14 protein-coding genes are annotated in these 18988 nt (G+C 70.8%); 5 read left to right on the top strand and 9 right to left on the bottom strand.

Annotation, left to right across the window (positions count from 1 at the left end):
• Positions 1–365: 365 nt before the first annotated feature.
• Positions 366–3368: an NB-ARC domain-containing protein gene (locus ABZ717_RS08490; RefSeq protein WP_358507320.1), complete on the top strand. Its 3003-nt coding sequence runs from the start codon at positions 366–368 to the stop codon at positions 3366–3368.
• A 27-nt stretch (positions 3369–3395) separates the two neighbouring features.
• On the opposite strand, the gene ABZ717_RS08485 is transcribed toward ABZ717_RS08490, so the two are convergent.
• From ABZ717_RS08485 to ABZ717_RS08465, 5 genes are all read right to left on the bottom strand, one after another.
• Positions 3396–3842, bottom strand: a complete 447-nt coding sequence (locus ABZ717_RS08485) for a GNAT family N-acetyltransferase (RefSeq protein ID WP_358507318.1) — start codon at positions 3840–3842, stop codon at positions 3396–3398.
• Between the two features lie 128 nt (positions 3843–3970).
• Positions 3971–4909, bottom strand: a complete 939-nt coding sequence (locus ABZ717_RS08480) for a VOC family protein (protein WP_358507316.1) — start codon at positions 4907–4909, stop codon at positions 3971–3973.
• 239 nt (positions 4910–5148) lie between these two features.
• Positions 5149–6069, bottom strand: a complete 921-nt coding sequence (locus ABZ717_RS08475; RefSeq protein ID WP_358507314.1) for an ornithine cyclodeaminase family protein — start codon at positions 6067–6069, stop codon at positions 5149–5151.
• Positions 6066–7409 (bottom strand): MFS transporter, encoded by a 1344-nt coding sequence (locus tag ABZ717_RS08470; RefSeq protein WP_358507312.1) that lies wholly within the window; start codon positions 7407–7409, stop codon positions 6066–6068. Before ABZ717_RS08470 ends, ABZ717_RS08475 begins: the two co-directional genes overlap by 4 nt.
• A 201-nt stretch (positions 7410–7610) precedes the next feature.
• Positions 7611–8297 (bottom strand): GntR family transcriptional regulator, encoded by a 687-nt coding sequence (locus ABZ717_RS08465; protein ID WP_358507310.1) that lies wholly within the window; start codon positions 8295–8297, stop codon positions 7611–7613.
• Between the two features lie 170 nt (positions 8298–8467).
• Between ABZ717_RS08465 and ABZ717_RS08460 the strand changes: the two genes are divergently transcribed.
• The 3 genes from ABZ717_RS08460 (at position 8468) to ABZ717_RS08450 (ending at position 13691) form a co-directional block, all read left to right on the top strand.
• Positions 8468–9085 carry a transcriptional regulator gene (locus ABZ717_RS08460; protein WP_358507308.1) on the top strand — a complete coding sequence of 206 codons (618 nt, stop codon included), beginning with the start codon at positions 8468–8470 and terminating at the stop codon, positions 9083–9085.
• On the top strand, positions 9082–10503 hold the full coding sequence (locus tag ABZ717_RS08455; protein ID WP_358507306.1) for a PEP/pyruvate-binding domain-containing protein: 1422 nt from the start codon (positions 9082–9084) through the stop codon (positions 10501–10503). The genes ABZ717_RS08460 and ABZ717_RS08455 overlap by 4 nt, the downstream gene beginning before the upstream one ends.
• A gap of 65 nt (positions 10504–10568) precedes the next feature.
• Positions 10569–13691 (top strand): glycoside hydrolase family 38 C-terminal domain-containing protein, encoded by a 3123-nt coding sequence (locus ABZ717_RS08450; protein ID WP_358507304.1) that lies wholly within the window; start codon positions 10569–10571, stop codon positions 13689–13691.
• A 16-nt stretch (positions 13692–13707) separates the two neighbouring features.
• Here ABZ717_RS08450 and ABZ717_RS08445 read toward each other — a convergent pair whose 3' ends face one another.
• From ABZ717_RS08445 to ABZ717_RS08435, 3 genes are all read right to left on the bottom strand, one after another.
• Complete coding sequence (locus ABZ717_RS08445) at positions 13708–14592, bottom strand: carbohydrate ABC transporter permease (protein ID WP_358507302.1); 885 nt, start codon at positions 14590–14592, stop codon at positions 13708–13710.
• On the bottom strand, positions 14589–15425 hold the full coding sequence (locus ABZ717_RS08440) for a sugar ABC transporter permease (RefSeq protein ID WP_358507456.1): 837 nt from the start codon (positions 15423–15425) through the stop codon (positions 14589–14591). Before ABZ717_RS08440 ends, ABZ717_RS08445 begins: the two co-directional genes overlap by 4 nt.
• Positions 15426–15524: 99 nt before the next feature.
• Complete coding sequence (locus ABZ717_RS08435) at positions 15525–16889, bottom strand: extracellular solute-binding protein (protein WP_358507301.1); 1365 nt, start codon at positions 16887–16889, stop codon at positions 15525–15527.
• A gap of 173 nt (positions 16890–17062) precedes the next feature.
• Between ABZ717_RS08435 and ABZ717_RS08430 the strand changes: the two genes are divergently transcribed.
• Positions 17063–18271: an ROK family transcriptional regulator gene (locus ABZ717_RS08430; protein ID WP_358507299.1), complete on the top strand. Its 1209-nt coding sequence runs from the start codon at positions 17063–17065 to the stop codon at positions 18269–18271.
• Between the two features lie 39 nt (positions 18272–18310).
• On the opposite strand, the gene ABZ717_RS08425 is transcribed toward ABZ717_RS08430, so the two are convergent.
• Positions 18311–18958 carry a dihydrofolate reductase family protein gene (locus tag ABZ717_RS08425; RefSeq protein WP_358507297.1) on the bottom strand — a complete coding sequence of 216 codons (648 nt, stop codon included), beginning with the start codon at positions 18956–18958 and terminating at the stop codon, positions 18311–18313.
• Between the last annotated feature and the right edge of the window lie 30 nt (positions 18959–18988).

Raw genomic sequence — 18988 nt, 5'->3', positions numbered from 1 at the left:
CTCGACCTTTCGTGAGTGGGTGGTTCGAACGTGCGTGATCCGGCCACCTTCGATTTTCGTCGCCTTCCGCGATGAAATCCTCACACTAGGTGATGGATTCTTGTGTTTCGTGGGGGGCGTGTCGCCCGAACGCACTGCGGGAGGCCGATTCGGGAGCGAGGAAGCAGGAGGTTCCGGGAACACCGGCGCCGACACCCACCGCCCTGACGGTGTACGCGGGGTGAGCAATCGGTGAACGTCGCCGGGCGGCTCTCCCCCGCTCTGGACACCGTCCGTCCCACCGCACAAGGATCGGTTCTCTGCCGGGCCACGAACACCGAAGGCCCGGCGTGGCAGGAGGATCCGCGGGTTCGGGAGGGACCAGGGTGAGCCGACCGACAGGCAGACGGTGGCGGCCGGCCCACACGGGGCTGGCCGGCGCCCTGGCCACGCTGGTGGGTGCGGGCACCGCCTTGCAAGAGGTGCCCGGACTTTTCCCGGAGGGCGCCGGGGTGTGGGTCGCGTTGTCGGGATTGCTCGGCACCACGGTCGCGGTCACCGGCCAGACCCTCCTGGAACGGGCGGACCGCGCGCAGACGCTCGAACCGGATCCGGTGTCGCGGCCACGACTGCGCCCACGGTTGCCGCCGCCCACCGACCACTTCACCGGACGCGACGAACTCATGTCCGAACTGCCGGCCCTGTTCGACCGTTTCCCCCGACCCGGTGCCCGGAGCCTGGTGGACCGCTTTCCTCGTCCGGGTCGGGGAAACGACTCACGTGGTCCGTTGGTCATCGCGATCACCGGTGAGGGCGGTACCGGCAAGAGCGAGCTCGCGGTGCAGATCGCCGACCGGGTCGCGGACCGTTTCCCCGACGGGAAGATGGAGTTCGAGCTGTACGGCGCCGCGCCCCAGGGCCCGGCGGGTGGCCGCTCACCGCGAGCGCCCGAGGAGGTCCTCGCCGAGATGGTCAAGGAGATGGGCCGGCACCCCACCGAGGACGCCTCGTTGGAGGAACTCAAGGGGATGTGGCGGACCGCGACCGAGGAACGCCGACTGCTCCTGGTGTTGGACAACGCCAAGGACCACAAGCAGGTCGAGCCGTTGCTGCCCGGCGGGCGAGGATGCGCGGTGCTCGTCACCGGCCGCACCACGTTCGCCGGCGCCGACCGTTCCATGGTCCAGCGTCCGCTGGACACCCTCAGCGACAAGGAGGGGCTGGAGTTGATCGAGCGGTTGGTCTCGGCCTCGGGGCGCGCCCTGACCGAGGAGGACCGGGCGGCCCTACCCGGGCTGGTCGAGGCCTGTCATGGTCTGCCGCTGGCGATCCGGCAGGTGGGAACGCAGATCACCCGCAGCAACTCCACGAGCGCCGCCGAACTCCTGACGGACATGCGCGAGTCGAGACTGCTGCCCGGGCTGTCCTCCTCTCTGGCCTTCGGTCTGCAACAGTGCGAACCCGGGGAACGGCTGCTGCTGGGCCGGTTGGCGGGCGCCGGGCTGACCACCTTCACCGCGTGGGCGGCCGCCGCCCTGGTCGACTCCGACGAGGAGGAGGCCATGGGCATGTTGGAGAACCTGAGCGACCGGTATCTGTTGACCTACCTGTACCGCAGCGCCGGGTTCAGGCGCTTCCAGCTGCATGACCGGGTCCGGGCCACCCTGCGGGGCGAGGGCCCGAACCTGTTGGGGATCCCCGAGGAGGAACGGCCGGACTGGTCGGCGGAGCGGCTCAAGATCGCGGAGCGGCGGTTGTTGGCCGCCTACGCGCGCCGAGCGGAGGCTGCGGCCCGGCGGGCCGCCCCGCACGAGTGGAACGTGGGTGTCGCGCCCGCCGATCCTTCCGAGCCGGCCGACCGCTCCCGTATGGTCCCCGCCCCGGACGACCCCCTGGCCTGGTTGGAGTCCGAGCGACGCGGGTTCGAGGTGTGCTTCCAAAAGACCAGGCCGGGCCGGACCGGTGAGCCGGTCGACCCTCGGCTTATCGTCCACGGTCAGCGGTTACGGCGGGCGTTCGCCGTGCTGTGCCGGACCGGGCGCAGACACTGGTCCGCGATGCGCGTCGCCACCCAGGAGGCCACCGTTCTGGCCCTGGAGTCACAGGATCCGTCGGCCTACGGTGTGGCGTTGCTGGACCGGGCCGAGGTGGCGGGCGGACACGGGGACCACGACACCGGGTACGAGCGGGCGCTGACCGCCCTGCACGTGTTGGAGGGGGTGGAGCCGGCGGTGGATCCGCGCCGGCTCGCGCGGGCGCACCGGGCGATCGGGGTGAACCTGTACCGCAGGGGTGACCTGGACGACGGGCGGGACGAACTGGAGGTGGCCAGGCGGATCTTCGAGGAGCACGACGATCCGTGGTGGACGGCGCGCACCTTGTGCAACCTGGCCGAGGTGGACCGTTTCCAGGGTCACCTGGAGCGGGCCTACGACCTGCTCTTCCAGGCGGAGGCGTTGATCGCCGGCTCGCGGGACCTGCCCGAGTTGTCGTCGCGGGTGCAGTTACAGCGCGGTGAGGTGTTGCGGCTGCGCGGGTTCACGCTCAACGCCTGGTTCGTGCTGTCCGACGGGTTGGAGCAGCTGAGCCGGGCGTCGAACGAGTACTGGTACCGGGCGCGTTTCCTGCGTTCGTTGGGTCAGTTGTCCACTCGGGACCTCAATCGGGAGGCCGGGGAGTGCGAGCTGTTGTTCGCGCCCTGGCGTGCGCGGGATCGCAGGTCGCAGGCGCGGGACCCGCGATGGCGGGCCCTGCAGGAGACCAAGGTGCGCGCGCTGTTCGTGGAGGGGTATCCGGAGTACGCGGAGCGTTGCGCCCGTCCCGGGCCGTCGCGGTGGTCGTTGGGGCGGGCAGGACGGTTGCGGGACACCTGGAAGGTGGAGCGTCAGGTCGAACGGTTGCGCGAGGCCGAGCGCACGTTCGAGGAGATCGGCGATGACTGGGGGCGGTGGCGCACCTGCCTGGTGTTGGGCGAGGCGCTGCTGGACCACGGCGGGGGCGACGGCAAGGAGGAGTTCCTGCGGGCCGCCCGGGGGTTCGAGGAGCTCGGCGACAAGTGGTGGCACGCGCGGGCGCACCGCCGGGCCGCGGAGTCGTTGCGGCGGGCCGGTCGGCTCGCGGAGGCCGAGGAGCTGGCGCGGGTGGCGATCGAGGGGTATCGCGGGCTGCGGCACCGGTCGGGGCGGCTGCGCGCGACGATCCTGCTGGCCGAGATCCTGGCGGTGCCCAACCCGGTGGCGGCGTGGCGGATCCTGGACCGGGCGCGGGCGATCGCGGAGGAAGGGGTGCTCTCGGGGGACGTCCCGGAGTCGCTGCTGCGGGAGATGGAGCGGTTGTCGCACCGGACCCGGGCGTTGAAGGAGGCCATCGAGAGCAGTCGGCCGAGTTGACGCGACCAGAGCGCGAACGGCTCGCTCTCAGGGACGCCAACGCAGGTGGACGTCGGGTTCGCGTTCCTCGTTGCGGGCGCCGTCGGTGCGTTCGACCTCGTCGAAGCCGTGCCGAGCGTAGAAGCGCAGCGCGGGCTCGTTGACCTGGAAACACCACAGGTCCAGGCCGTCGGGTCGCCGTTCCTTGGCCAGGTCCGCGAACCGGTCGCCCAGGCCGCGACCCCGATGATCGGGGTCCAGGTAGAGCTGGTCGAGGTCGGACCCGTCCAGCGCCATGACGCCCACCGGCCGCCCCTCGTGGGTCCGCGCCACCCAGGTCTCACAGCCGGGCACGACCACGGCCGCGAACCAGGCGCGCACCTCGTCGTCGGTGTGCGCCCGGGACACGGTGGGCAGTGCGGCGGCGAAGGATCGCAACCACAGGTCGGCGACCACACGGGCGTCGTGGGCGGTCGCCCGGCGCAATGTCTCCATGCCGAAGATGATCCACGGTCACGGGCCCGGGCGCACCGGGTTTTCCCGTGCCGTCTGTCGAGGCCGGAAGAGATGTTCGGGGCCCGCCTTCCGAGGGATGAGGAAGGCGGGCCCCGTTCCGGTGCGGGTCAGGCCTTGAGCAGGTCCTCCACACCGGTGTCCGGAAGGCTGATGGTGACCTGGGTGCCCCACGGGTCCTTGGCGGAAATGGACCGGCCGTCGTCCGCGAAGCCGGTGCCCTTGGCGTTCAGGCGGGCGACCAGCGCGTCGAGGTCCTCGCGGGCCGGCACGGTGACCGCCACGTCGCCCAGGCCCAGGCGCGAGGCGCGCGGGCCCACGCCCCGGCTGTTCCACGTGTTCATCGCGACGTGGTGGTGGTAGCCGCCCGCGGCGGCGAACAGGGCTCCGGGGTAGCTGCCCACGGTGGTCTCGAACCCGAGGGTGTCCACGTAGAAGTCGCGGGCCTGATCGATGTCGCCGACCTGCAGGTGGACGTGGCCGACCAGGCCGGGCAGGCGGGGCGCGGAGTCCACGACGGTCTGGTCCAGGTGTTCGCGCAGGAAGGCGTTGGGGTCCAGGTACTCGGTGGCCATGCGCAGCTCGCCGCCGGGGGCGTAGCTCCACTGGGAGCGCGGACGGTCGATGTAGAGCTCGATGCCGTTGCCCTCGGGGTCGGTGAAGTAGAAGGCCTCGCTCACCAGGTGGTCGGAGGAGCCGACGAAGCGGCTGCGGCTGTCCTGGGCGGCGCGGTAGACCGTGGCGGCCAGGCTCTGTCGGTCCTCGAAGAGGAAGGCGGTGTGGAACAGGCCGGCCTCGCGGCGGTCGACGGCGGGCAGGTCCGGGGTGGAGATGAGCCGGACCATGGGTGTGGTGCCGCGGCCCAGGACCCGGTGGACGCGGCGGCCGTTCGCGCGCTCCTCCACCGGTTCGAGGGCGAGGGCGTTCGCGTAGTAGGAGCTCATCAGTTCGAGGTCGCCCACGTGCAGGGTGACCGCGTCCATCGCGGTGTTCGGGTTGAGGACTCGTGCGATGTCGTTGTTCTGTCGGGTCGTCGCGTTGGCGGCCATGACCTGGTTCCTTTCCGCAGGGGTCCGGGTGGTGCCTCGTCGCCCCACTCACTGATCACAGCATAGCTTCCCAGGAAGATATTAGCTAGTCACTTGAGCTCTCAAATATTCGGTGACGGAGGAACCCCTTGACACCAGGCGCTTTCGAACCCGGTATGGGGCACGAGAGAGAACACCGAGGGGCCCGCCTCGATACCGAACAGCATCGCGGTGAGCCCCTCGGCGTGGCCGGACGCCGGTCAGTCGGTGGGCGCCACGCCCACGGCGACGGCCAGGTCCTGCCAGGACATGCCCGAGCCCTTGAACACGTTGGGCCGGTCGGTGCGGCGGGTGACCTCACCGCGCACCAGCGGGGCCAGTCCGACCAGGTCGTCGGCGTTCAGGGCGCCCTCCTCGATGGCGAGCACCACGTCACCGCACTCGCGCAGGGCGCTGTCGCGTTCCTCGACCACGACCTGGGCGCGGCCCATCAGGGCGGCGTCCAGTTCACGGCGATCGGCCTCGTGCGAGCCCATCGCGACGACGCAGGCCCCGTCGCGTACCAGGGAACCGTCGAACAACGGTTCGGCGCTGGAGGTGGCGCACACGACGATGTCGGCGTCGGCGACGTCGGCCGCCACGCCCGCCTCGGCGGTGATTCCGCGTTCGGCGAGTTCGGCCATGGCCGCCGCCACCTTGTGCGGGCTGCGGCCGACCATCCGGACGTCCTTCAGCGCCCTGATCCGGGCCATGGCGACGACGTGTTCCACCGCCTGGGGTCCGTTGCCGAACACCACCAGGCGAGAGGCCTCGGGGTCGGCGAGGTGGCCGGCCGCCACCGCGGAGGTGGCCGGGGTGCGCAGCGAGGTCAGGCTCACCCCATCGACGAACATCCGCGGGGTGAGCGTCTTGGCGTCCATGAGCACGTAGACGGCCTGGATGCGGGGCAGCCCCAGCGCGGGGTTGCCGGGCGTCACGGAGGCGACCTTGACTCCCACCCAGTCCCCCAGTGTCGAGGGCATGAGCAGCAGGTGCCCGGACCCGGCGTCGGAGTGGGAGCGCGCCGGGTCGTCGGCCGGGTCGAATCCCGCCTTCAGGGCCCCTTCGATCAGGGTGCGCGCGCGGTCGGGGTCGATCCGGCGGCGGACCTCGTCGGCGTCGACGAACGGCAGGCCGTTCACGACATCACCTCGGTTTCGTCGATGCCCTCGCGGCGTGCGATGGCGGCGGTCTCCTTGCGCACGACCGAGCCGGAGACGGCGACGGCGGTGAAGGAGATGACGGCCAGGATCACCAGGTAGGTCGCGATGGGCCACCAAGCGCCGTCGAAGCGGGCCAGCAGCCAGGTGGCCAGCAGCGGCGCGGTGCCGCCGGCGAGGGCGGCGCCGATCTGGTAGCCGAGCGTCACACCGGTGTAGCGGACCCGGGTCGTGAAGATCTCGGAGGTGAGGGTGCCCAGGGTGGCGGTGACCGGCGGCCAGGCCACACCGAGGGCGAGTACGACGGCCACGTACACGGCCCAGTTCATCTGTAGGTCGAGCAGCGTGAAGAAGGGGACGGCCATGGCGGCGATGATCACCGTGCCACCGAGGTAGACCTTCGTTCGGCCGAGGGTGTCGGAGAGGCGGCCCATCAGCAGGATGACGATGGTGCTGACGAACGCGCCGGCGCTGACCGCGTTGAGGACCACGGACTGCTGGATGTCGAGGGTGCCGGTCGCGTAGCTGACCACGAACGTGGCGAAGATGTAGAACGGCGCGGTCTCGACGACCTTGGCGCCCACCGCCACGAGGACGGAGCGCCAGTGGTCGCGCAGGGTGTCCTTGATGGGCAGCTTGGCGACGTTGCCGCTCTCCTTGGCCTCCCGGAAGGCGGGGGTCTCGGCCAGGCCCTTGCGGATCCACAGGCCGACGAAGACCAGGATGATGCTGGCGATGAAGGGGATGCGCCAGCCCCACGCCTCGAAGGAGTCGTTGGGGAGCATGCTGACCAGGCCGAACGCGATGGTGGACAGGAGCATGCCGATGGTGATGCCGGTCTGGGGCACCGATCCGAAGAAGCCTCGGCGCTCCTTGGGCGCGTACTCGTAGGCGAGCAGCAGGGCACCGCCCCACTCGCCGCCGATGGCCAGACCCTGGATGACCCGGCACAGGATCAGCAGCAGCGGGGCGAGCATGCCGACCTGGTCGTAGTTGGGCAGCAGGCCGATGGCGACGGTCGCGCCGCCCATCAGAGACAGGGTGATGACCAGGGTCTTCTTCCGACCGATGCGGTCGCCGATGTGGGAGAAGACGATGCCGCCGAACGGCCGGATGAAGAAGGTCAGGGACAGCGTCAGGTACGACAGCATCAACGAGATCACGGGGTCGTCGTTGGGGAAGAACTGCTTGTCGAAGATGAGCGCGGCGGCGGTGGCGTAGAGGAAGAAGTCGAACCACTCGATCGCGCTGCCACTGAGGCTGCCGATGAGCACACGGCGGTTGGTGGCCGGTCGGCCGACCGCGGACTGCGTGGGGGACACTCAGCGCTCCTCGTGTCGTGGACCACGTGATGTGGGCCTCATGATGCGAATAAGTGCAACGTACAATTTTACGTTGCACATGACAAGCCATCTGGGGTGACGCGATCAAGCCGTGACCTGCGAAGAGTCCATCACTCCGGGTTCTCGAGGCGACCCCGAAACGACCGCCAAGCCTGTGGGGACTGGCTTGGCGGGCCGTGGTCAGCTCTCCTCGCGCCCGGCCCACACCCCGCGCACGTGCCCCAGGTGCCGGCGCATCAACGCCTCCGCCCCGGCCACGTCCCGCGCCTCGATCAGGTCGAGCAGGTCGTGGTGTTCCCGCGCGGTGGCGCCCAGGCGCCCCTCCTCGTACAGCCGGCGCAACGCGGACAGACGCGCCATCCCGCGCAGCCGGCCCACCTCCTCGACCAGGCGCTGGTTCCCGGCGATGCCGAGCAGGCGCAGGTGGAAGGTGGTGTCGGTGGCGATGAACTCCTGCAGGTCCCCGGCCGCGGCGGTCTCGTTGAGACGATCGGCGAGCGGCCGGAGCAGGGCGACCTGTTCGGGTGTCGCGAGGGCCGCGACCCGCCCGACCGTGGGCACCTCGATGAGCTCGCGCACCTCGATGATCTCGTCGAGGGTCACCTCGCCCAGCTCGACCACGCGGTACCCGCGGTGCCGGAGGGTCTCCACGAGCCCCTCCTTGGTCAGCTCCATCATGGCCTCGCGTACGGGGGTGGCCGAGACGCCGAGACGTTCGGCCAGCGCGGGAGCCGAGTAGATCCGGCCGGGTTCGAGCTCACCGGCGACCATGGCCTGACGCAGCACCTCCGTCACCCGGGACCGAAGACTGCTGCTCTCGGCGAGCGACCCGATCACCGGCCGCTCGCGCGGCGCGTCGATGCTCATCTGGTGTTGTTCCTCCCCGCGCGGACTTGTGGCCTCCCAGGATGCCACGCCCACCCGCACGCGCCGTCGCCGCGTGCGGTCGCCATCCATCCCCGACCTACAATAGAGATGTTCCTATCATCTGGATGTTGTCAACATTCGGATCCCATCGTCCGAGAGGGCCGACCCGCATGCCACCGGTGACCACACCGCACGATCTACTCGTCCTGCACGGCCTGCGCGTCGTCGGGTTCTGCGACATCGAACGCCTGGCCGAGGCCACCGGGCTGAACCACGACGAGGTCGAGTCCGAGCTGATCGACCTGGCCGTGGCCGGACTGGTCACACGAACCCCCGGACCCTTCGGTGGTTGGGGCCCGACCGAGGCGGGCCGGATCTCCGACGCCGAGCGCGTCGGCGCCGAACTCGACCGGACCGGCGCCCGCGACCTGGCCGTGCGCACCCACAAGGCCTTCGAGGAACTCAACCCGGAGGCACTCGACCTGTGCGGCGCCTGGCAGCTGCGTCCCCTCGACGGGGTGGTCACCGCCAACGACCACACCGATCCCGCCTACGACGCCCGGGTGCTGGCGGCCTTCACCGACCTCGAACGCCGACGCGACGACGTCTGCGCGGACCTGGCCCTGGCCCTGCCCCGGTTCGGGCGTTACCGGGTGCGGCTGTCCGAAGCGCTGGAGCGGGCCCACGCCGGTGAACTCGACCGGGTGGCCGACGCCACCGACTCCTTCCACACCGTGTGGTCGCAGTTGCACGAGGACCTGCTCGCCACCCTGGGGATCCCCCGATGAGCCCCGAGGCGCGTTGGACGCGCCCGCTCACGGTGGACGAGACGGGGACCCCCGAACTGCTGGGCGCCAAGGCGCACGGGCTCGTGGGCCTGATGCGGCTGGGATCGCCGGTTCCGGCGGCCTTCGTCGTCACGACCGAGGCCTGCCGCGCCTTCCTCGACTCCGGTGTGTTCCCCCCGGGACTGGACGCCGAACTCGACCTCGCCCTGGCCCGGTTGGAGTCCGTCACCGGCCGGACCTTCGGCGATCCCGGCCCCGGCTCCGGCCCCGTTCGCGCTCTGACGGTGTCGGTGCGCTCCGGGGCGAGCGTGTCCATGCCGGGGATGATGGACACCGTCCTGGGCCTGGGCACCGGTTCCGACCCCGGGGAGGAGGTGCGGGCGGCGATCCGCTCCGTGTTCGCCTCCTGGCACACCCCGCGCGCCCGCACCTACCGGACCCTGCACGGCATCCCGCACGACCTGGGCACCGCCGTCGTCGTGCAGGCCATGGTGGACGGAGACCGGGACGAACACAGCGGGGCGGGGGTGGCGTTCGGACGCGACCCGAACTCCGGGGCGTCCGGCCCCTACGGCGAGGTGCTGTTCGGAAGTCGCGGCGACGCGGTGGTCTCCGGGGGGCGCCGCACCCTGCCCCTGGACGATCTGGCCCACCGCGAGCCCGGGGTGTGGGCCGACCTGACACGTGCGCTGACACTCATCGAGAAGGACCTGCGCGACACCTGCTACGTGGAGTTCACCTTCGAGTCCGGCCGGCTGTGGCTGTTGCAGGCCCGCCCGGGCCGGTTCACGGGTGCGGCGGCCGTGCGAGTGGCGGTGGACCTGGTCGACGAGGGAACGCTGACCCGGCGGGAGGCGCTGCTGCGTGTGACGCCCGCACACCTGGGGCGGGCGCGGGTCCCGCGCGTGGTGCCGCCGCCCGGGGTGGAACCGCTCGCGCGTGGGATCGGCGCGGTCCCCGGTGTGGTGACGGGTCGGGCGGCCACCACCTGCGAGGCGGCGGTCCGGATGGCGGCCGAGGGCCCGGTGGTCCTGGTGCGTCCGGAGACCTCCCCCATGGACATGAGCGGGTTGGCCGCGGCGGCGGGTGTGGTCACCGAACGGGGCGGACCGGCCTCGCACGCGGCGGTCGTGGCTCGTTCCCTGGGCAGGCCCGCCGTGGTCGGCGTCGGCGCGCACACGCTCACCGACGGGGACCTCGTCACGGTCGACGGCACCGCCGGCCTGGTGGTCGCCGGCCGCTCGGAGGTGACCACCGAAGCCGCGCTCCCCCACCTGCGCAGGCTGCTCATCTGGGCCGACGAGGTCTCCGGCGAGGACCCCGACCTGCCCGAGGTCGAACGGCTCCGCGCCGCCCATCGGGTTCTCGATCGCCACCGACCCGAAACTCTCCGCACACCACTTCGTCCAAAGTGTTGACGAAGTGCTGTGACGCCGGCAACGTACGCAGCACCTGCCAGGGGACGAGTGATCGGAGACCCACCGTGCATGACGACCGGCGGCTGATCGAGGCACGACTGGAACGGGCTCTGCGGGAACGGGTGTGGCCCGCGGTGCATGGAACATCGGTCCCCTTGGAGGTGGCGCGCTGGGACGCGCCCGGGGAACCGGTACCGGCGGCGGAGGGGATCGCCGCACCCCACGAACCCGCCCGGGTGGGTGACGCCTGGGGGCCGGCGTGGGGCACCACCTGGTTCCGGGTGCGCGGCCGGGTGCCCGCCGGATGGGCCGGTCGACGGGTGGAGGCGGTGGTCGACCTCGGGTTCGACGTGGGCATGCCCGGTTTCCAGAGCGAGGGGCTGGTGCACCGCGCCGACGGCACCGTGGTCAAGGGCCTCAACCCGCGCAACGCGTGGATCCCGGTCGGTTCCCCCGTCGACGGCGGCGAGGAGGTGGAGTTCCACGTGGAGGCCGCCGCCAACCCCGTCATCCTCGACGACCCGCCGTTCCAGCCCACCGAGCTGGGCGGCGGACGCGGCCCCGACGACGAACCCCTGTACCGGTTGGCCCGCGCCGACCTGGCGATCTTCGAGAGCCGGGTGTGGGAGCTCGCCCTGGACCTGGAGGTGGCCGGCGGGCTGGCGCGCGAACTCGACGAGGGCGATCCCAGGCGCTGGCGGCTGTTGCGCGCGCTGGGCCGCACCCTGGACGCGCTGGACCCGCAGAACGTGCCCGGCAGCGCCGAGCGCGCCCGTGAGGTGTTGGCCCCGGAGCTGGCCTCACCCGCCACGGCCGGAGCGCACCGGATCTCGGCGGTCGGGCACGCCCACATCGACTCGGCGTGGCTGTGGCCGCTGCGCGAGACCGTCCGGAAGGTGGCGCGCACCAGCGCCAACGTGGTGGGGTTGATGGACGACCACCCCGAGCTGGTGTTCGCGATGTCGCAGGCCCAGCAGTGGGCGTGGATCAAGGAGCACCAGCCGGAGCTGTTCGATCGGGTGGTGAAGGAGGCCGAGGCGGGCCGGTTCGTTCCGGTGGGCGGCATGTGGGTGGAGTCCGACACCAACATGCCGGGGGCGGAGGCGCTGGCCCGTCAGTTCGTGTTCGGCAAGCGGTTCTTCCGTGACGAGTTGGGCGTGGACACCCAGGAGGTGTGGCTGCCGGACTCCTTCGGGTACTCGGCGGCCCTGCCACAGCTGGTGCGGTTGTCGGGGTCGCGTTGGTTCCTCACCCAGAAGATCTCGTGGAACCAGGTCAACCGGTTCCCCCACCACACGTTCTGGTGGGAGGGGCTGGACGGCACCCGGGTGTTCACGCACTTCCCGCCGGTGGACACCTACAACGCGGAACTGACCGGGGCGGAGCTGGCGCACGCCTCCCGCAACTTCCGGGACAAGGGCGGGTCCTCGTACTCGATGGTGCCGTTCGGGCACGGGGACGGCGGTGGTGGGCCCACCCGCGAGATGTTGGGCCGGGCCGCGCGATTGCGGGATCTGGAGGGATCGCCTCGGGTGACGATCGAGCACCCCGAGGAGTTCTTCGAGCGGGCGCACGCCGAGTACACCGACGCCCCGGTCTGGTCGGGCGAGCTGTACCTGGAATTCCACCGGGGCACCTACACCAGCCAGGCGGCGACCAAGCAGGGCAACCGGCGTTCGGAGCACCTGCTGCGCGAGGCGGAGCTGTGGTCGGCCACGGCCGCGGTGCGTGTGGGGGCCGAGTACCCCTATGAGCGGTTGGAGCGGGTGTGGCGGACGGTGCTGCTCAACCAGTTCCACGACATCCTGCCGGGGAGTTCGATCCAGTGGGTGCACCGTGAGGCGGCCGAGTCCTACCGGGAGGTCGCCGCGGAACTGACCGAGGTCATCGGCCGGGCCCAGGCCGCGCTGGCCGGCGCCGGCGACGGTACCGGCGGTGAGGGCGACGAGGTGGTGTTCAACCCGACCCCCCACGAACGCGACGGGGTGCCCGCGCTGGGGGCGTCGCCGCGTTCTCGGGTCCTCTCCCCCACCGTCGAGGGCGCCGTCGAGCCCACCCTGACCGGCGTCGACGGCGGGTTCGTCCTGGACAACGGACTGTTGACGGTGCGGGTGGACCACCGAGGGCTGGTGATGTCGGTCCTGGACCGGTCGGCCGAACCCGAGGGCCGGGAGGTGCTCGCCCCGGGGCTGCCCGGCAATCTGCTCCAGTTGCACCAGGACGTCCCGAACCAGTGGGACGCCTGGGACGTGGACGAGTTCTACCGCAACAGCGTCACCGACCTCACCGAGGTCGACTCGGTCACCGCGCTCACCGATGCGGAGGCCGCGGAGTCCGATCTGCCCGTAGACACCGTGGGCGTGCGCGTCACCCGTTCCTTCGGGGAGTCCTCGCTCACCCAGGTGCTGTCGCTGTCACCGGGCGCTCGGCGGCTGGACGTGGACACCACCGTGGACTGGCACGAACGCGAGAAGTTCCTCAAGGCCGCCTTCCCGGTGGACGTGCGGGCGCACGAGTCGTCGTCGGAGATCCAGTTCGGGCACGTCAAGCGGCCCACCCACACCAACACCTCCTGGGACGCCGCCAAGTTCGAGATCTGCGCGCATCGCTGGGTGCACGTGGCCGAACCCGGCTACGGGGTGGCGGTGCTCAACGACTCCACCTACGGGCACGACATCACCCGTGACGTGCGCTCCGACGGGGGGACCACCACGACGGTGCGGCTGTCGCTGCTGCGGGCACCGCGCTTCCCCGACCCCGAGACCGATCAGGGCGAGCACCGGCTCCGCTACGCGCTGGCACCCGGCGCGGAGATCGAGGACGCGGTGCGCGAGGGGTACCGGATCAACCTGCCGGTGCGTTCGGCGCCGGGTGCGAGGGCGGTGGAGCCGCTGGTGGAGGTCGCCGACCCCGGTGTGGTCGTGGAGTCGGTCAAGCTCGCCGACGACCGTTCGGGGGACGTGGTGGTGCGCCTCTACGAGGCTCGCGGTGGGCGTGCTCGGACGTCGCTGCGCACCGGCTTCCCCGTGCGCGGGGTGCGGGCGGTGAACCTGTTGGAGGAGGACCACGAGGACGCCCCGAAGCCGTTGTCGGCCGTGGCACCGGCCGACGGGGACGGTCGAGGCCCGCGTCTGGTGAACGTGGGTCTGCGCCCCTTCCAGATCCTCACCCTGCGCTTGGAGCTCTGACTCCCCCGGCGGCCGGTCAGCCCTTCATCGCCCCGCCGAGGGCGAACCGGCCGCCCATGGCGCGGGATACCACCATGTACAGCACCACCACCGGCACCGTGTACAACAACGAGTACGCCGCCAGTTCTCCGTAGCGCACGCTCCCGTACTGGCCGAAGAACGTGAACACGCGTACCGCCGCCGGCATCTTCTCCGGGCTGGTGAGCAGGATGAACGGCACGAAGAAGTTGCCCCAGGTGGTGACCAGGGTGAAGATCCCCACCACCGCCAGGCCGGGCGCCAGCAGCGGAGCCACCAGGTAGCGCAGGGACTGCCAGGCGGACGCCCCGTCCACCCAGGCTGCCTCCTCCAGGGCGATGGGGATGCCGTCGATGAAGTTCTTGGTCAGCCAGATCCCGAACGGCAGGGTGCTCGCGGCCAGGAAGAGGGTGGTGGCGGTCAGCGAGTTCAACAGGTCTGCCTGCACGAACATCCCGTACACGGGAACCATGATCGCGGTGATGGGCAGACCGGTGGCGAACAGGACCGAGTACAGGAACGGTTTGCGAAAGCGCAGGTTGTACCGGGACAGCGGATAGGCGGCCAGCATGGAGCAGAATGCGGTGATCACCGCCGCTCCCCCGCAGGTCAGGACGCTGTTCCAGATCGGCCGGTAGACGATCTCGGGGGTCATGATCGCGGTGAAGTGGTCGAGGGTGAGCGAGGTGGGAAGTCCCGCGCGCAGGGAGGGTTCGGTGTCCACGGACGCGAACAGCATCCACAGCATGGGCACCAGGAACACCACGGCCAGTCCACCCAGGATCAGGTACGTCAGCAGGGTCGAGGCGACTCGGCCGGGCGCGCTCACCACCATCCGCGTTCCGGTGCGTGCGCCGTTCCCGCCGCTCCGCTCGTGACTCATCGCTGTTCCTCCCTGCTGAGCATCCACACGTAGACGACGGAGAACAGGCCGGCGACCACCAGCAGCGCCAGGGCGATCGCGGTTCCATAGCCCAGGTCGCCCAGGCGCAGCGCCTCCTGGTACATCAGCAGCGGCAGCGTGGTGCTGCGCGCGCCCGGTCCGCCGGAGGTCATCACGAAGATCAGTGTGAACACCTGCACGGTCTGCAACGTGATCAGGAGCAGGGTGGTGGCCAGTGTGCGGCGCAGCAACGGCAACACCACGTGCACCAGCACCTGGAAGGAGGAGGCGCCGTCCACCCTGGCGGCCTCCTTGAGGTCGTCGGGCACCTCCGCCAGACCCGCCGAGTAGGTCATCATCGAGAAGGCGGTGCCCTTCCAGATGTTGGCCAACACCACCGCGAGCAATGGCGCGGTGAACAGCCAGTTCTGCGGCTCCGCGCCGAAGAACCCGAGGACGGAGTTGAAGCTGCCCTCCCGTTCCAGGAACGCGTACCAGACGAACCCCGCCACGACCTCGGGGACCACCCAGGCGCCCACCACGATCGCGCCGACCGTGGCGCGCACCGCGCCGTGCCGGTTGCGCATCAGCAGCGCCAGGGTCAGGCCGAGCACGGTCTGCCCGAACACGCACCCCACCAGGAAGAGCACGGTCAGGACGGTGGCTTCGCGGAAACGGGTGTCGGCGAGCAGGCGTTCGAAGTTGGCGAAGCCGACGAACTCGGTCTGCGCGGCCTGCGCGCCGGTGAGGGCGGCGTTGGTCAGGGACGCCCACACCGTCCACAGGATGGGGCCGGCGAAGAACGCCAGCAGCAGGAACAGGGCGGGGCCCATGGGCAGGACCCAGCGGGCCGAACGCGCCCACCGCCGGCCTCGGTGGGCCGCGGCCTCCCGGATGGTCCGGTCGTCGTGGGTGGTCGTGGTCGCCACCGGTCAGGAACCGTCCGTCACGTTGTCGGGGCCCACTATCGACTCCAACTCCTGGGCGTAGAGTTCGGCGGCCTCCTGCGGGGTGGCCTCGCCCAGCATGACGACCTCCATGGCCTCCTGGACCGCCAGGGACACCCTGGGGTACTCGCTGTAGGCGGGCCGGAAGCCGGTGATGTCGACGAGTTCGGCGAACTGTTCGGCCTTGGGCGCGGCCTCCAGGAAACCGGGGTCCTCGGCGACGTCGGAACGCACCGGGATCTGGCCGCCCTCGACCGCGAACTTCACCGCGTTCTCCTGGTTCAGGGCGTGGGCCATGACCCGCCAGGCCAGGTCGGGGTCGGTGGCGTGGGCGCCCATCGACAGGGCCCAGCCACCGGACATGCTGCTCGCGCCCGCGCCTTGCCCGTCCCGGGTCGGCATGGGGGTGAACTCCATGTGGTCCTCCCACTCCGGCCAGGGTTGGTTGGCCTCCTCGATCCAGGACTGGGTGGCCCACGAGCCCTCCAGGCTGATCGCCATCTCCCCGTTGGGGAAGCGCTCCTCGTTGTTGACGGTGCCGATGTTGGCGTCCAGGGCGTCCTGTGGGTCGAGGGTGAGGTCCTCGTCGTAGATGGTCCGGACGAACTCCAGGGACTCGGTGAACCCGGCGCTGGAGGAGACCCACCGTTCGGAGGATTCCTCGAACAGGCTGTCGTCGGTGCCGCGGAGCAGCATCTGGAAGCCCTGGAGGGAGGCGGCCTCACCGGCGGGGGTCCCCGAGTAGACGTTGAGGGGGACCACCTCGTCGCCGAACTCGTCCCGCACGGCGCGGGCGGTGTCGAGCACCTCGTCCCAGGTGGCCGGTTCCCAGGGGAGTGCCACACCGGCCTGTTCCAGGAAGTCGGTCCGGTACCAGAGGCCGCGCACGTCGGTGCCGAGCATGACCCCGTAACGGGTTCCGTCCAGCGAAGTGACCGCCTCGGCCTCCTGTTCGTTGAACCGTTCGGCGTCCTCCCAGGCGTCGAAGTGATCGTCCAGCGGCATGAGGTACCCGGCGTCGGCGTCCTGGTTGATGGTGAACGTGTCCTGGTAGATCAGGTCCGGGGCCTCGCTCGCGGAGCCGTTCATGAGGTTGACCTGGGTCTGGTAGTCCTCGGCCTGCGCCTCGATGGCGTTGAGTTCGATGGTGACGTCGGGGTTGTCGGCCTCGAACTCCTCCTTGACCTTCCGCATCAGCGAGTCCATCGCGATGAAGGTGCCGAACTTCTGGTAGGCGATCCGAACGGTGGTGGCGTCCCGTTCGTCCCCCGAGGAGCAGCCGGCGGCGATCAGGGTCAGGAGCGCGGCGGCGGCCGCCGCCCGGGTGGTGTTCCTTGGAGTTCCCCTCATCGTGTACCCCTCACGCAGCGATGGCCGGGCGACCCGAGAAAGTGAGCCGCATCACATGCTTACTAAAAACCTTGGATAAAGACAATGGGGGAAGTGAGGTGAACCGGTGCGGTTACCCTCGGGTGGGACGGACGGCCGGGCGTCCGCACCGGCAAGGCGGAGGGACTCCACGCATGCGCACCAGCACCAACCTGTTGTGGTTGGGCGACCTCAACCAGAGCAGGGTGCTCGACGCGGTACGCCGCTCCGACGGGGTCAGCCGGGTCGAACTGGCCGAACAGACCGGGCTGACCGCGCAGACGGTCTCCAACATCGTGCGGCGCCTGTTGGAGAACGGCCTGGTCCTGGAGGACGGTCGGGCCGTCTCCCGAGGCGGCAAACCGGCCACCATGCTGCGGCTCAACGCCGGCGCCTACTACGCGGTGGGCATGCACATCGACCCGGCCTCCACCACCCTGATCGTCACCGACCTGGCCGGCCGGGTGGTGGCCCGCGCCCGCAGGCGCACACCTTCGGCCCAAGGTCCGCGCCGGGTCATCGACGCCCTGAGCCGTTCGGTGCGCGCCATCGTGGCGGACTCGCCCGCCCCCGATCGGGTCCTGGGGCTGGGGGTGGCCACGCCCGGGCCGATCGACCGTTCCGCGAGCGCCGTCACCCCGCCCCACCTGCCCGGCTGGCGGTCGGTTCCGCTCCGTGAGGACCTGGCCGAACGCACCGGGTTGGCCGTGGTGATCGACAACGACGCCACCGCCGCGACCATCGGCGAGCGCTGGGCCGGGGGCGGGGAGCGTTCCGAGGACATGGCGTTCGTGTACGTGGGCACCGGCATCGGCGGCGGTCTGGTGCTGGACGGCGACGTGTACCGCGGCGGCACCTTCAACGCGGCCGAGATCGGTCACGTGACCGTGGACCCTCGGGGACCGGACTGCCCGTGCGGCAACCGGGGTTGCCTGGAGACCTACACGGCCCCGCACGCCGTCGCCACCGAGGCCGCCCGCCGACGTGGGGAGGACCGGGCGGACTACGAACGCGGACAGGCCCGCACGGTGGCGGCGTACCGGAAGGTGTGCCGGGAGGCGCGCGCCGGGGACCCCGTCGCCGCGGCGGTGGTGGGCGAGGCCGGTCGGCGCCTGGGCGACGCCGCGGTGACCCTGCTCAACCTGGTGGACGTCCCGGTGGTGGTGCTGGGCGGCTGGGGCATGTCGCACATCGGGGCGCTGTACGCCCGGGCGCTGGACCGCGCGGTGGCCGAACGCACCATAGCCCGCGGGGTGCGCCGGGTACGGGTGGAGCCGTCCCTGATCGGTGAGGACGTCGGGGCCATCGGCGCGGCCACTTTGGTCCTGCACGCCGCCTACTCCCCCAAGTTCACCACCGCCTGAGCCCCGTACCCGGGCATGTCCGGGATCGGAGCCCTCGCGTCACCTGTGCCAGAACAGGTGGTGCCGCACACCGCTCGGACTGGGCACGACCTCCAGGTGGAACCGGTCGAGCAGCTCCTCGGGGGACTCCCAGAGCTTCAGACCGGCCCCGAGTTCCAGCGGCGCGACCGCCACGTGCATCGTGTCGACGAGGTCGGCTTCGAGGAACCGACGGATGGTGGTGACCCCGCCGCCGAGTCGGACGTCCCCGCCGCCCGCGGCCCGCCGCGCCTGCTCCAGGACCGTGGCCGGGTCGCCTCCGACGAAGTGGAACGTGGTGTCGGACAGCGTGAACGAGGGGCGCTCATGGTGGGTCATCACGAACACCGGGGTGTGGAACGGTGGTTCCTCTCCCCACCAGCCGCGCCACTCGTGGTCGGGCCAAGGCCCGCGCTGGGGGCCGAACTTGTTGCGGCCCATGATCTCGGCGCCGATGTTGTTCGCGAAGTCGCGCGTGAAGTAGTCGTCGAGGCCCCGGCTGCCTCCCGGGTCGGTGCGGCCCGGCCATCCCGCCGTGGCCCCTGCCCACTCGAAGAGCAGCTCGGGACGATCGACGTCGCCGAACGGGCTGTCGAGGCGTTGGTTCCGCCCGGCGGCGATCCCGTCCTCGGAGACACTGAAGTTCTGGACTCTCAGCAGTTGCGACACGTGTTCCTCCTGTGTGGTCGAGGGGTGACG

Source organism: Nocardiopsis sp. NPDC006832 (assembly GCF_040635885.1).
In the GTDB taxonomy this organism is placed as follows: Bacteria; Actinomycetota; Actinomycetes; order Streptosporangiales; family Streptosporangiaceae; genus Nocardiopsis.
Note: the sequence above shows the minus strand (reverse complement) of the source record. Positions and strands in the feature narration are given on the sequence as shown.

Bases quoted from the DNA above. Each gene is read 5' to 3' on its own strand.
- ABZ717_RS08485 (WP_358507318.1), bottom strand. From the start codon at position 3,842: ATGGAGACATTGCGCCGGGCGACCGCCCACGACGCCCGTGTGGTCGCC.
- ABZ717_RS08480 (WP_358507316.1), bottom strand. From the start codon at position 4,909: ATGGCCGCCAACGCGACGACCCGACAGAACAACGACATCGCACGAGTC.
- ABZ717_RS08465 (WP_358507310.1), bottom strand. From the start codon at position 8,297: ATGAGCATCGACGCGCCGCGCGAGCGGCCGGTGATCGGGTCGCTCGCC.
- ABZ717_RS08460 (WP_358507308.1), top strand. From the start codon at position 8,468: ATGCCACCGGTGACCACACCGCACGATCTACTCGTCCTGCACGGCCTG.
- ABZ717_RS08455 (WP_358507306.1), top strand. From the start codon at position 9,082: ATGAGCCCCGAGGCGCGTTGGACGCGCCCGCTCACGGTGGACGAGACG.
- ABZ717_RS08445 (WP_358507302.1), bottom strand. From the start codon at position 14,592: ATGAGTCACGAGCGGAGCGGCGGGAACGGCGCACGCACCGGAACGCGG.
- ABZ717_RS08440 (WP_358507456.1), bottom strand. From the start codon at position 15,425: ATGGGCCCCGCCCTGTTCCTGCTGCTGGCGTTCTTCGCCGGCCCCATC.
- ABZ717_RS08435 (WP_358507301.1), bottom strand. From the start codon at position 16,889: ATGAGGGGAACTCCAAGGAACACCACCCGGGCGGCGGCCGCCGCCGCG.
- ABZ717_RS08430 (WP_358507299.1), top strand. From the start codon at position 17,063: ATGCGCACCAGCACCAACCTGTTGTGGTTGGGCGACCTCAACCAGAGC.